Origin of the sequence: Arthrobacter sp. Leaf234 (assembly GCF_001422665.1) — a bacterium.
In the GTDB taxonomy this organism is placed as follows: Bacteria; Actinomycetota; Actinomycetes; order Actinomycetales; family Micrococcaceae; genus Arthrobacter_D.
The window spans coordinates 451,274-463,997 of record NZ_LMLU01000005.1 but is presented as its reverse complement, the minus strand read 5'-3'; the positions used below and the strand labels follow the sequence as shown (position 1 = coordinate 463,997).

Below are 12,724 nucleotides of genomic sequence, written 5' to 3'. Positions count from 1 at the left end.
CGTCAGGAGCGGGCGGCACCGTCCAGTAGTTCGGCGCGGAGAAGCACCGGGATGCCTTCGTCGAGCCCGTAGGTAGGGGTCTCGCCGTCGGGCCCCGGCGAAGCCGACCTGAGCACGTCACCGTCCTGGATGAGCTTCGCGCCCGTCACGGGACACCGGAGGACGTCGAGCAGCCGTGCTGGGAGATGCGCCATGGTTCAGCTTTCGCTCGGGGATGGAGACACTCCGTCGATTCTACCGCGGGGCCTTCCGACGGCCTCAATCGACGGACTCCTTGTCCGACGACCGCGGGACCTGCCTCAGGGCTCCCGGAGGATCCTGAGGTGGCCGCGGCGGGGACCGGCGCCCGCGGGCGGTTCCATCGGGGCCCTGCTGCCCCGCTGCTGGGGTACGGCCGGCTCGGCGGTTGGCTCCGCCGCGGCTTCGCGGACGGCGTCCGCGAGCGCCAGCAGATCGTCCGAATTGTGCTCGGGCACGGCATCGGGAAGGGTCAGTCGGACGACCTCCCATCCGCGCGGGACGGTCAGTCGTTCAGCGTGGATGGCGCAGAGGTCGTACGTGTGCGGCTCGGCGTAGGTGGCCAGCGGGCCGAGGACGGCGGTGGAGTCACCGTAGACATAGGTCAGAGTGGCAACCGCCGACCGCTGGCAGGCTGATCTGGAGCATTGACGGAGTGATCCCACGATCGGCAAGCCTACCGGCCTGCGAGATCATCGGCCGCCACCGGCGCACCCGCCCGGTGTCCGCCGACCGATGGAGTGCGGGCCCGTGATCGAAGGCTTAGAGTCTTTACATGCAGGATGAGCCCACTTTTTCGGTCAATCTGACCGATCCGTCGTCCGCCGAGGGACGTCCCGCGAGGTCCTTCTACGAACGCCGCCGTAACCGGCGGGGCCGTGGGATGCGCGGGACGCTGCTCCCGCCCCACCTCCCGGGATCACGCTCCCGGTCCGAGCAGTTCGACGACTGGGTGATGGAGTCCGCGCAGCGACTCGAGCGGCTGTGGGGCGAGCGTATCCACGACCTCCAGATCGTGGTGCAGGAGATCCCGGACGGCCTCGAGGAGATGACCGCCGACGAGCTGAAGGACCTGCTCGGCTCGTGCACCCCGGCCGCTCCCGGCCGGCCCGCCGTCATCACCATCTACCGGCACCCGGTCCTCATGGCTGCCAAGTCGCTCATGCCGGTCAACGAGCTGGTGCACGATGTCGTGGTGGAGCAGACCGCGGAACTCATGGGTCTCTCTCCCGAAGCCGTGGACCCGGCCTACGGGCGCTCGCAGGCCTGAGTCCACCGGCGCCCGGCTACCGCTTCCCGCCGGTACGCGGGTCCCCCGCCGCACCCGGAGGGCGTCACCAGGACCGCTTCCGTGCGCGATCACCCGGTCAGTAGCCCAGCTCCACGGGAATGCTCAGCGGTCCGCCGGCACTGGGTGCGACGCTCGCGACCGAGAGCCCTGCAACGGCGCCCCGCGTCGTCATGACCTGCGCGCCGTACACCGGATCGCCCGTCGCGTTGATCACCACTCCCGCCGCCGTCGCGCCGAGCGCGGACGAGGGCACCGTGATCGAGGTACCCCCGGCGATGCCGATGACGATCGGCTGACCGAGCGCGCCGTCGGCCGAGACGGGCGTCAGCGTCACCTCTCCCCTGCCCGTCGGTGCCCCCAGCACCAGAGCGGTGTCGACCCCTTCGGCCAGGGCCACGGCATGGTCGCTACCGAGCCGTACGGCCGAGCGCGCTCCCGCGAAGTCGACCGCGTCGCCGTCGTCGATGCCGCGCGTGACCCTCGCACCGGCGACGATGGAGACGTCCGCGGTCACCGCGATCGTGTAGTTGCCCTCCGGCAACGCGGCGAGCGGAACCGTGGTCACGGAGCCGGCAGCGGCGGTCGCGACACCGCCGTCGGGCAGGGGCACCTCCCCGTCCGGGCCGTACACCTTGATGTCGAGCACCGCGTCGCTCGACCCCGGGACGAGCACCTGGAGCTCAGGGGCGGCGGTCGCGTAGCCCTCCTGCTCGCGGATGCGCCGGGCCGTGTCCGGATCCTGGACGACGACGCCGGGTACCACCTGCGTGACCCCGGCGGTGGCGGTCGGTGACAGCAGTTCGATACCGCCGGGCGTGAGTCCGCGGAGCACGCTCTGCTGGATGATGCCGGCGATGCGTCCGCCGTCGCTGCGGACGCGCAGTGCAACATGGTCCTGGTTGCCGGCGAGTCCCGCGAGCACGACCTGCCGTGTCTCGCCGGGGGCGACGAGCTGGCCGCGCAGGCCGGCCGCATCGATGGGGCCCTCCCGTCCGAACAGCTCGAGAGTCACCGTCGCGGGGGTGACCGTCGGGTTGGTGAGGGTGAGCACGGAGGTCTCCCCCACCGTCGTCGACGCCCCCATGAGCCAGAAATCGTTCGACGGCACCTGGCACGCGGTGGCTGCGAGGCCGCGCAGGTCGCCGTCCTTCGCCGAGTAGGTGGTGGTCGCCGCCGCGACGGGCGTGAGCCCACCCTGGGGCTGGGCCCGGAGGACCGACGGTGCGTCGACCGCCACCGCGCCCACCGTCCCAGCGATCCGGGTCGTGAGTCCGTCCTCACCGCTGCTGGCGGGCGCGTCGCCCACCTGCGAGGACTCCGACGCGAACGGCTGGATGAGCGCGAGCGGCTCCTCACCGCCCACCGGCACCAGTCCGCTTCCGGTCACGGTGGCACTCAGGTCGCTGAGCACCAGGCCCGACGCCGTGGTCTTCGCGGTCGAGGACGCCGGACTGAACTGCGGATCGCCGCCGTCCACCGTCGCCTCGAGGAGACGGGGCGGCGCCGGGCAGACGGCCGAGTAGTCGCCCGCGGGCACCGCAGCGGCCGGGACGGCCAGGGTCTGCGCCGAGGGACGCGGGAGCACGTCTCCCACGGCGCCGGACGCGATGCCAGCCGTCGCGGCCAGCAGGACGACGCCGGTCGCGGCACCTGCAGCGACCCCGAGTCGGGCCCGGCGACCGGCGGCGGTGCCGGTTCCTGCCGCCCTGTCCCGGGCGACGGCGCGCGCGGCCACCGCGGAGTCGACCGGTGGGGAGGGGGTTCCAACGGTCCGGGGCTCGACGACGGGGAGCTCCGGAGCATCGGGGGCGTCAGGGTCACGGTCGGCGACGGGCTCGACGGCGTCATCAACGCGCCCCACGGGCCCGGCGACGGGCTCGGCGACGGGTTCGACGGCGGGTTCGACGGCGGACGCGACACGGTCAGGGGAGGTGGCTGCAGGATCAGTGGCGGTGCCGTTTACCGCCGCACCAGACGACGGGATCGTCGACGCGGCCGTCGCCCCGGTGCCCGCTGGCGGGCGGTCCGCTGCTGAATCCTCGGTCCTTCCGCCAGGAGCCTGCGCATCACTTCCCGAGCGAGCGTCGCCTGTCGGCGCGGCCTGCCTCTTGCGTCCCCACATCACACGGACCCACTTCCACTGGCCACCGGCTGGACCCTGTCGTCATCGCGTCCCGCACCGTCGCCGTCGGGTTGGCCGTCGGATGTCCGGGCGTCACGGTCCGCGGGTCGGGATCCGGGGCGTCCGTCCACCGGTGGGCGGGCGGAATTCCTCCGGGCGCCGCGCGCGCTCCGGGTCTTCGTCACCGGTTGCCTCGTCGGGAGCGGGATCGCAAGGAGCAGCGTCAGGCCGATCACGACGGCCTGGACGGCTTCGGACCACGGCTGGTACGGGCTCGCGTAGGTCACCCGGAGGTCCCCGCCCTCGGCCGGCAGCGCGAAGGACTGGCGCCAGCCATCGGACGAGCGCTCCAACGGTCGACCGTCGAGCGTCGCCTGCCACCCCGGATCGGCCTCCTCCGCGATGGCGAGCGTCCTGCCCGCGGGCCCGGGATCGATGACGCCTTCTGCCTGGAGCGGGCCGGAGGGTACCGCGGCAAGGGTGAGTCCGTCGGCGTCGAGCACCCGGACACGGGCCGTGCTGCCGCCGGCATCCTCGGTCCCGTCCTCGAGCGTGGCGGGCGTGACACGCCACAGCCGGCCGGAATCCGTGTCCCCCACGGCCGTGAGGCCGGGCACGGAGTCGATCCGGGCACTCAGGAAATCTCCTGCGGTGTCGGACTGCTGGAGGACCACGAAGCCGACTCCCAGGTCCCGCAGGTCGTTCCGGGGATCCGCGCCGGTGGCGCCGACGATCATGGCGACGCTCGTGCGGAGGATCCGTGCCGACGCGCTGTCCTCGCGCACGGTGACGGGGCCGCCACCCTGCAGGTCCCTCGCGGCGTACAGCGGGTTGAGCGCGTCCAGGGTCGTCCCGGCACCACGCATCAGCGAGGCGCCCACCGTGTCGTCGTCGTCGACCGTGATGACCAGCGTGCGCGTCCGGTCGGCCCCGGTCCCGCGGTCCGCGGCAGTGGCGGGCAGCGGACGTTCGGCTGCGGATTCGAGGCCGAGCGCGGTGCCGAAGGCGGTGGTGCCCGGCCCGGGCAGCGGCGCCGCCTCGGTGGGACTGCCCGGGATGACGACGGGTTCGACGACGCCGGCGGGTGGACCCGCGAGCTCCGGGGCGAGCCACAGCCCGAGGCTGAGTGCGGGCCCGACAGCGAGGGCGAGCCCTCCCGCGACAGCAGCGAGGCGGCGGCGTCGTGCAGACTCCTGGCGCGGAGGAACGACGTCGTCCGGCCGCCCGGGCAGGCCCGACAGGGCCGCAGCGAGCAGGCACAGGACCAGGACGGAGGTCAGCGGTCCGGGGAAGATCCCGATCAGGCTGGTCGCACCGGCGGCCACGGGCAGGGCGGACGAGGCCACCGCGAGCGCGAAGGCCAGCACCGCGAGGACCCAGAACCACCGGACCGCCGTGCCGCGTCCCCCCGGGAGGAAGAGGGCGGCCGCGGCCAGGAGCACCACCGGTGCACCGATCAGGACAGCCGCGACGAGGGCCCAGGGACCCTGCCCGAGGAGATCCGCTCCGGCGAGCGGCAGCATCGGGTCGAAGTCCACGGGGAACCCGAGGAGCTGCTGCCAGGGCGCTGCCGCCTCGAAGGGCGTGGGGACGCCGGGATCTCCGAGCAGCCCCCGGGGATCACCGATCGCCGACAGCACGTAGGGCAGATGCAGCGCGACCATCGGGAGCAGCGCCCACCAGAGCGTGCGGGTCCGTCGCCGTCCGATCAGCAGCGCACAGGCCAGTCCGACGGCCACGAAAGGAATCAGTGAAGGGGCGGACGCCGTCGCGAGCGCCAGGAGCAGACCGGTCGCCGCCCCGGCGGTCCAGCTGCGGACCCCGCCGGTCCCGGGCGCGGAGACACCCTCCGGAACAGGACGCGACCCCAGCGCGGCGCCGACGGCCCGGACCGCCCCGAGGAGCGCCAGGGGCAGCAGGATGTGCGCGATGAGCGCACCGAGGCGGCCACTGCCGAGCGCCACCTGCAGGGTCGGCGCGGCGCCCCAGAGCAGCGCCGCCCACAGCCGGAGCCCTCGTGACCTCGTGAGCCCGCCGGCGGCGAACCAGGCGGAGAGGCCCGCGAGCGGCAAGGCGCACACGACCAGGACCACCACGGCAGTGTTGGCCGAACCGAGCGCGAGCAGGCACAGCAGCCACAGCACGAACGCGAACGGGGACGCGTGGGCAGCCATGCCGGTGCCGAGGACCGTCCACCACGACGTCGCACTGTCCCAGACGGCACCCGGTGTCGCCGCGACGGGGAGCAGGGCGCCGCCGGCCAGCGCCGGGGCACCGATCAGGCTGTGCAGGCCCACGAACGCCGTGACGAGCAGCAGCACCACGGCGGCCACCGCTCCCAGGCCCACCCAGGGCCTCGCAGGGGCCGCGAGGGCGGCGAAGTCGTCATTGCTGTCGCCCGACGGGACGTACTCTTCCAGGTGCTGGGGCGCCTGCTGACCGCCGGCGGCACCGCGCGACGTGAAGGCGTCCAGAACCGATCTCCGATGGGACCAGACGTCGCGACGCGCAGTGATCAGGGGCCTGACGATGGAACGGGGCCGACGCCGCGTGCGGGCCACGGAGCGCCTCGAACGGAACAGGAGGACGGGCCGCGAGACGCCGGCGAGGCTGCCCAGCAGCTGCCCTGCTCCATGCGCCGGGTCCTTGGCCAGAAGGCCGAGCAGGAATCGTCCCACGCCGCCGAGTACGGCGCCGGCGGCGAGGAAGGGAACGGCCCAGAACGGTGCGTGCTTGAGCCTGAGGTACACCTCGGCCGAGCGTGCGGCGTGCGGCGTCGAGACGGGATGGGGCCTCGCGACCCCGTGGCGGACTGTGGCGGAGGGCACCACGACGACGCGGTGACCGGCGAGGCGGTTCCGCCAGCAGAGGTCGACGTCGTCGCCCACGCCGTGGAGTGCGGGATCGAAGCCGCCGAGCTCGTCCCAGACGTCGCGGCGGACCAGCATGCCGGCGGAGTTCACCGCGAAGACATCGCTGCGGGCGTCGTACTGGCCCTGGTCATGCTCGTCCACGTCGATCAGGGTCAGGCGCTCCGCCCATCTGCTGATGGACAGTCCGACGTCGACCAGCTCGCGTCGATCGTCCCAGGCGACCTGCTTCGCCCCCGCCACCGTCACGGACGGCGCGCGCTCGACGGCGAGCAGCATCTCGGCGAGGGCATCCGGTTCCGGGGCCGCGTCGTCGTGCAGCAGCCAGAGCCAGTCGTCATCGGCTTCCACACCGGACGGGCGGGAGGGGATCTCGGCGACCGCCGAGCGGACGGCCGTGCCGAAGCCCGCTCGCGCCGGGGCGCCGACCACGGGGCTCCCGACCGGCAGGTCGAGCTGCAGGATCGAGGCGGAGCGGTCCGTTGATCCGGCGTCGACGCCGACGCAGAAGTCGGCCGGGCGGCTTTGGCGTTCAAGTGCCTCCAGGGTCTCCGGAAGGTACTCGGCACCGTTGTGGGCTACGACAACGGCGGTGACGCGGAGGTTGTGCCGGATCAGACCGCTCGCTTCCGCAACCTGCGGCGCTCGCGCTCCGAGAGACCGCCCCAGATGCCGAAGCGCTCGTCGTTCTCCAGGGCATACTCCAGGCACTCGGACTTCACCATGCAGGACCCGCAGACCTTCTTGGCGTCACGCGTGGAGCCGCCCTTCTCGGGGAAGAACGCCTCGGGATCGGTCTGCGCGCACAGTGAGTCTGCCTGCCACGACAGCTCGCCGTCGTCGTCGACGTTGCCCGGCGCGAGGGGAAGCCCGATCCAGGTGGGGCGGGCTGCCGGTGCGGCCGACGGCGTGGCGTCCTCGCGGACGCCCGGAAGGACAGGAGAGGTGGCGGGACCCGGGGTCGGCAGGACGAGCAGGCTGCTGGGACCCTCCTCGATGTCCGGGAGGTCGGCGAGCGCCTCGTGGGCGGCGAGGAAGGCGGTGGCCTGGTCCTCCAGCGTGGACAGCGAGCCCGCCCGGTAGCGATCGCCGGCGAGCGGATCTGCGGGATCGAGGAACCAGTCGGCAGGAACACCCCTGGAGCCGTAGCGGGCAGAAGCCTGCGCTGCGATGTCTGGTCGTTCCTGTGTGCGTTCTGCCTGCCCCATGGTCAGCCTTCCCGGTGTTGCCGTTCCAACATCAAGCATGGGTCGACCCTCGCGCCCCGCTGCTGGAACAAATCCGATGTCTAATTACACGGGTGTAAGTCGATGCACGTCAAGCGACGGGGGTGATCTTATAGAGTCGGATCCGGAGAATCACGGGCGCCACGCCGACCCGACTACCTGTTCTGGCGGGCGCGTCGGACGAACGGTCCGGCCCCTCCCTGCGCCGGCCCGCCGCCGTCGACCGACCCTTCCGAAAGAGGCTCTCATGCCACGCACACCCGCCGACGTCCTGACCAGGATGCGGTCCATCAGCACCTCGTCACCCCGGCTCGTCTGGCACGGTACCGACGGCCGGATCGAGCTGTCCGGCCGTGTCTTCGACAACTGGGTGGCCAAGAGCGCCAACCTGCTGGTGGACGAGCTCGATGCCACCGCGTCCACCAGGATTGCGCTCGACCTCCCGCCCCACTGGAAGACGCTGGCGCTGGCCTTTGCGTGCTGGCAGGTCGGGGCGGTCGTCGTCCTCGGTGCCGAGGAGGCGCGCGACGGCGGTCCGGCGACAGGCAGTGGCCCGGACGATGCGGACATCGTCATGACCTCGCGTGAACGCTCGCCGCTCGATCCGCCGAGGCTGCTGGCCTGCGTCGCGCTGGGATCACTCGCCCTGCGCTGGGACGGGCCGCTCCCCCGCGGAGCGGTCGACTACGCCGCGGAGGTCCGCTCCCACGGGGACGTCTTCTTCGGGGATCCGATGTCCTCGCAGGATGACGACGCCGTCGATCCCGTCCTGGTCGTCCACGCGGGGAGGGCGATCACGGCTCCGGAACTGCTGGCGCCGGCCGGCATCCCTACCGCGGACCGGTCGGCGGGCCCGGCCACGGTGCTCCTCGAAGCCGGCACCGATCCGCTGCGGTCCCTCGCCGTCGCCCTCGCGGTGTGGCAGGAGGAAGGGACTCTCGTGCTGGTGGAGGAAGGCGTCCCCGTCACCGACCGCATGCTCGCCGGCGAGCGGGTCACTGACCGGCTGGGGCCTTCCTGACCGGGCGGTGATCGCCCTGCCGGGTCGCCTCCGGGGTGGATGGGGCAGGTGCGGCGTGCGGGTGCAGGATCTCCTGGTCGTGGCTGAACTCGGGTTCCTCGTCGAGTTCGACGTTGAAGACCCAGAAGCGGTAGGCGACGAAGCGCACGAGCGTTGCGAGGACCGTGCCGGCGATGCCGACGACGAAGATGGTCCTGGTGTCCGACACCGAGAAGCCGTACTTCGCGATCGCCACGCAGCCCGCGGCGATGCCCATACCGATGACATTGATGAAGACGAACATGACGAGCTCGCGCGCCGCATTCGGCTGACGCCGCCGACGGAAGGTCCAGTACCGGTTGGCCACCCACGCGAAGATCGTCGCGACGCCGGCCGAGACGAAGCGTGCCTTGACCTCGCTGCCGCTCATCGGCCCGTGGATCAGATACCAGTACAGGCCGTTGTCGATGACGAAGGCCACACCTCCGACGGCGCCGAACTTCGCCACCTCGCGCCAGAAGAGGGACGCGAGGCCCCTGATCCTGTCCATGATTCCTGCCACTGCTTACCTCCGCGGTCTGGGGACGGACACCGTGCACCGCGGGAAGCGTGCTGCTCCTGCGCTCCCCTGGATCGATCGACATGGGGGTCGGCTGGGCTGACCGCCCGGCTGACCCTTGCATGGCGTGTTTCGGACCATTTTACGGGCATCATGACATCGCCGCGTCAGGAATCGGCCGGACACCGGCTGGGAGCTCACCGGGAGCCGCCCCGCCCCCGCCCGCACTGCCGCCCTCCGACAGTGCATGCGCCGGACGCCCGATGAAGGCGTCCGAAGGCTGCGTGGGTACCCTGTGATGGTGACTTTTCCCGTGATCGGCGTGGTGGGCGGCGGCCAACTCGCTCGCATGATGTCAGGCCCCGCCACAGAACTCGGCCTCGAACTCCGTGTCCTCGCGGAAGGACCGGACGTCTCCGCCGTCGCCGCCGTGGCGCGCGCGGAGATCGGCGACTACCGGGATCCTGATGCCCTCCGCTCCTTCGCCGCCGGGGTGGACGTCGTGACCTTCGACCACGAACACGTCCCGGGCGAGCTCCTCGAGGAGCTCGCCCGGGAGGGTGTGGTGATCCATCCGTCGCCTGCCGCGCTCCTGCACGCGCAGGACAAGCTCGTGATGCGCCGGGCGGTCGAGGAGCTCGGGCTGCCGAACCCGCGCTGGCGTGCGGTGACGGGAACTGCGGAGCTTGCGGCGTTCGCCGCCGAGTCCGGCTGGCCCGTGGTCCTCAAGACCCCACGGGGCGGTTACGACGGCAAGGGCGTGCTGGTCCTCCGCGACGAGGAAGCCCTGACGGCGGCGGAGCCGTGGTTCACGGGCGGGGAACTGCTCGTCGAGCAGTTCGTCCCCTTCAGCCGTGAACTGTCCGTCCTCGTGGCCCGCCGACCCTCCGGCGAGGCCGTGACCTGGCCCGTCGTCGAGTCCATCCAGGTGGACAGCGTGTGCGACGAGGTGCTCGCCCCGGCGCCGCACCTCCCCCAGGGCATCGCGGACGCCGTCACCAGGGCGGCACTCCAGCTCGCGGAACAGCTGGGGGTCACCGGGGTGATGGCGGTCGAGCTGTTCGAGACGCCTGGTACGGACCCCGGTTTCCTGGTCAACGAGCTCGCCATGCGTCCGCACAACTCGGGCCACTGGACCATGGACGGCTCCCTGACCGGCCAGTTCGAGCAGCACCTCCGCGCCGTCCTCGACCTCCCCCTCGGATCGACCGATCCGGTGGCGGAGCACACCGTCATGAAGAACGTCCTGGGCGGGGAGAACACGGACATCTACGCCGCCTACGCCTCGGCACTCTCCTCAGGACCATCCGCTAAAGTGCACTTCTATGGCAAGGGCGTCCGTCCGGGCCGCAAGATCGGCCACGTGAACGCGCTGGCGAGCCCGGGGGAACCGCTCGCCTCCGTCCGTCAGAGGGCCACGACGGTCGCCGCGATCCTCCGCGACGGCACGGCGCCGCCCTCGACCCACCAGGATTGACCGAAGGGAACGCAGTGACGAACGCCCAGGTAGGACTCGTGATGGGCTCGGACTCGGACTGGCCGGTCATGGAGGCCGCAGCGGCCGCCCTCGCCGAGTTCGGCATCCCCTACGAGGCAGACGTCGTATCCGCGCACCGCATGCCCACGGCCATGATCGAGTACGGGCGGACCGCCCACGAGCGCGGCCTGCGCGTCATCATCGCGGGCGCCGGCGGCGCGGCACACCTCCCCGGGATGCTCGCCTCCGTGACTCCCCTGCCCGTGATCGGCGTCCCCGTCCCGCTGCGGTACCTCGACGGCATGGACTCACTGCTCTCGATCGTGCAGATGCCGGCAGGGGTCCCCGTGGCGACGGTATCCATCGGGGGGGCCCGCAATGCGGGCCTCCTCGCCGTCCGCATGCTCGCGGCCGGGACCGACGCCGAGGCGCGTATGCTCCGTGACCGCCTCGTCAATTTCGCGGACGCCCTGCGCGTGAGTGCGGAGGAGAAGGGCGCCGCGCTCAGGACCCGGATCGCCGGCTCGACGGCGGAGGGCGCATGATCGCCGGGACGCGGGTCGAGGGCTCCCCCGGCACGGGGACGAGGGGGCTCACCGACCCGGTGCGGTACCCGCAGTCCGCGCCACCGGCCGTCCGCACCAAGCGGGCGTTCGTCCTGCTCGTCATGACCCTCGTCCTGCCGGGCTCGGCACAGATCGTCGCCGGTGACCGGCGGCTCGGACGCCGCTCCCTGAGGACCACCTTCGCGGCCTGGGCACTCCTCGTCCTCGGACTGGTGCTCGCGGTGACGGACCGGACCCTCGTCGTCGGGATCGTGACCCACCGCTGGTGGTCCCTCGTCCTCATCGCCGTCCTGCTCGGCATCGCCCTGGGCTGGGCGCTCGTGTTCGTCAACACGCTGCGGCTGATCCGCCTGCCCCTGCTCGAGCGCGGGGTCCGTCCGCTGGTCGCCGCCACCCTGGCGCTCCTGATGCTGCTGACCAGCGGCTCACTCCTCTACGGCGCCTATGTCCTCACCGTCGGCCGGTCGACGGTGGGCTCCATCTTCCAGTCCGGGCCGGCCTTCGACCCGGTGGACGGCCGGTACAACTTCCTGCTGATGGGCGGGGACGCCGGGGAGGACCGGACGGGGCGCAGACCCGATAGCATCTCCGTGATCAGCGTCGACGCTGAGAGCGGATCGACCGTCACCTTCAGCATCCCGCGCAACTTCCAGAACGCCCCGTTCTCCGCCGACTCCCCCCTGTGGGACGTCTACCCGGACGGGTACAACTGCGGTGACCCCTGCATCATCAACAGCCTCTACACCGAGGTGGCGCAGAACTACACGGACCTCTACCCCGACGCGGCGGACCCCGGGGCCGAGGCCATGATGGACGCCGCGAGCGGCGTGCTGGGCATCGACGTCCAGGCGTACCTCCTGGTCGACATGGGCGGCTTCGAGCAACTCGTCGACGCGATGGGCGGCATCCGGATCGATGCCGGCGGGTGGGTCCCGATCACCGCGGGCGAGATCCCCGGCACCGATCCGATCCGCCACTATCCACCGGACGGCTGGATCAAGCCGGGTGTGCAGACGCTCGACGGCTACCACGCGCTCTGGTACGCGCGGTCGCGGGAGTTCGTGACGGACTACGACCGCATCGCCCGCCAGCAGTGCGTCCAGCAGGCCATGATCGCGCAGCTCGACCCCGCGACCGTCCTGACGCGGTTCCAGTCGATCGCCGCCGCGGGGACGCAGATCGTCGAGACCGACATCCCCCAGGACCAGCTGGCGAGCTTCGTGGACCTCGGACTCAAAGCACAGGGCCAGGAGACGAGGCGCCTCACCATAGGCCCGCCCGACTTCGGCACCCCCGCGGAGAACTTCGTGACCTACCCCGACGTCGACGCCATCCACAGCCGCGTGCAGGACATGTTCGCGCAGGGGGCCGACTCCGCGGCCATGGCGCCACTCCACTTGGAACGGGCCGTCGTCGTCTCCCGGGTACCCGCTCAGGTGCCCGCGCAGAGCACCGACGACGGCATCACCGAGGAGTATCTGCAGGAACTCGCGACGATCGGCGACGACCTCACGCTGGGCGAGCTGCTCTCGGACAACGGGCAGTGTTCCCCGGCATGACGGCCGCCCACCGCGGCATGCCCTTTCCGAGCGGCT

At 71.8% G+C, this 12,724-nt stretch carries 11 protein-coding genes; 5 read left to right on the top strand and 6 right to left on the bottom strand.

Going from position 1 to position 12,724, the window contains the following annotated elements:
* Positions 1–2: 2 nt before the first annotated feature.
* Together ASF21_RS09975 and ASF21_RS09970 are read right to left on the bottom strand one after the other, a co-directional pair.
* A complete protein-coding gene (locus ASF21_RS09975; RefSeq protein ID WP_055770227.1) occupies positions 3–194 on the bottom strand; it encodes a hypothetical protein in 192 nt (63 codons plus the stop codon).
* A gap of 105 nt (positions 195–299) precedes the next feature.
* On the bottom strand, positions 300–683 hold the full coding sequence (locus ASF21_RS09970; protein ID WP_055770817.1) for a DUF3499 domain-containing protein: 384 nt from the start codon (positions 681–683) through the stop codon (positions 300–302).
* A gap of 110 nt (positions 684–793) precedes the next feature.
* Here ASF21_RS09970 and ASF21_RS09965 point away from each other — a divergent pair, with 110 nt between their 5' ends.
* Positions 794–1,288: a metallopeptidase family protein gene (locus ASF21_RS09965; protein WP_055770225.1), complete on the top strand. Its 495-nt coding sequence runs from the start codon at positions 794–796 to the stop codon at positions 1,286–1,288.
* Between the two features lie 97 nt (positions 1,289–1,385).
* Here ASF21_RS09965 and ASF21_RS09960 read toward each other — a convergent pair whose 3' ends face one another.
* From ASF21_RS09960 to ASF21_RS16495, 3 genes are all read right to left on the bottom strand, one after another.
* Positions 1,386–3,170 (bottom strand): DUF5719 family protein, encoded by a 1,785-nt coding sequence (locus tag ASF21_RS09960; protein ID WP_235498762.1) that lies wholly within the window; start codon positions 3,168–3,170, stop codon positions 1,386–1,388.
* A 260-nt stretch (positions 3,171–3,430) separates the two neighbouring features.
* Complete coding sequence (locus ASF21_RS09955) at positions 3,431–6,916, bottom strand: glycosyltransferase family 2 protein (protein WP_235498847.1); 3,486 nt, start codon at positions 6,914–6,916, stop codon at positions 3,431–3,433.
* Positions 6,916–7,509: a WhiB family transcriptional regulator gene (locus ASF21_RS16495; RefSeq protein WP_082471426.1), complete on the bottom strand. Its 594-nt coding sequence runs from the start codon at positions 7,507–7,509 to the stop codon at positions 6,916–6,918. The genes ASF21_RS09955 and ASF21_RS16495 overlap by 1 nt, the downstream gene beginning before the upstream one ends.
* 265 nt (positions 7,510–7,774) lie before the next feature.
* On the opposite strand from ASF21_RS16495, the gene ASF21_RS09945 reads away from it, so the two are divergent.
* Complete coding sequence (locus ASF21_RS09945) at positions 7,775–8,548, top strand: TIGR03089 family protein (protein WP_055770222.1); 774 nt, start codon at positions 7,775–7,777, stop codon at positions 8,546–8,548.
* Here ASF21_RS09945 and ASF21_RS09940 read toward each other — a convergent pair.
* A complete protein-coding gene (locus ASF21_RS09940; RefSeq protein WP_055770219.1) occupies positions 8,523–9,077 on the bottom strand; it encodes a GtrA family protein in 555 nt (184 codons plus the stop codon). The genes ASF21_RS09945 and ASF21_RS09940 overlap by 26 nt on opposite strands.
* Before the next feature lie 307 nt (positions 9,078–9,384).
* On the opposite strand from ASF21_RS09940, the gene ASF21_RS09935 reads away from it, so the two are divergent.
* From ASF21_RS09935 to ASF21_RS09925, 3 genes are read left to right on the top strand one after another with little or no spacing between them, the layout of a single operon-like run.
* Positions 9,385–10,563 (top strand): 5-(carboxyamino)imidazole ribonucleotide synthase, encoded by a 1,179-nt coding sequence (locus ASF21_RS09935; protein WP_200914805.1) that lies wholly within the window; start codon positions 9,385–9,387, stop codon positions 10,561–10,563.
* Between the two features lie 41 nt (positions 10,564–10,604).
* Positions 10,605–11,108 (top strand): 5-(carboxyamino)imidazole ribonucleotide mutase, encoded by a 504-nt coding sequence (gene purE, locus ASF21_RS09930; protein ID WP_055770805.1) that lies wholly within the window; start codon positions 10,605–10,607, stop codon positions 11,106–11,108.
* Positions 11,105–12,688: an LCP family protein gene (locus ASF21_RS09925; protein WP_055770216.1), complete on the top strand. Its 1,584-nt coding sequence runs from the start codon at positions 11,105–11,107 to the stop codon at positions 12,686–12,688. The genes purE and ASF21_RS09925 overlap by 4 nt, the downstream gene beginning before the upstream one ends.
* Positions 12,689–12,724: the final 36 nt, after the last annotated feature.

Excerpts from the sequence above, each read along its gene's own strand:
- ASF21_RS09965 (WP_055770225.1), top strand. The coding sequence starts at position 794 with ATGCAGGATGAGCCCACTTTTTCGGTCAATCTGACCGATCCGTCGTCC.
- ASF21_RS09945 (WP_055770222.1), top strand. The coding sequence starts at position 7,775 with ATGCCACGCACACCCGCCGACGTCCTGACCAGGATGCGGTCCATCAGC.
- ASF21_RS09975 (WP_055770227.1), bottom strand. The coding sequence starts at position 194 with ATGGCGCATCTCCCAGCACGGCTGCTCGACGTCCTCCGGTGTCCCGTG.
- purE (WP_055770805.1), top strand. The coding sequence starts at position 10,605 with ATGGGCTCGGACTCGGACTGGCCGGTCATGGAGGCCGCAGCGGCCGCC.
- ASF21_RS09935 (WP_200914805.1), top strand. The coding sequence starts at position 9,385 with ATGGTGACTTTTCCCGTGATCGGCGTGGTGGGCGGCGGCCAACTCGCT.
- ASF21_RS09940 (WP_055770219.1), bottom strand. The coding sequence starts at position 9,077 with ATGGACAGGATCAGGGGCCTCGCGTCCCTCTTCTGGCGCGAGGTGGCG.
- ASF21_RS16495 (WP_082471426.1), bottom strand. The coding sequence starts at position 7,509 with ATGGGGCAGGCAGAACGCACACAGGAACGACCAGACATCGCAGCGCAG.
- ASF21_RS09925 (WP_055770216.1), top strand. The coding sequence starts at position 11,105 with ATGATCGCCGGGACGCGGGTCGAGGGCTCCCCCGGCACGGGGACGAGG.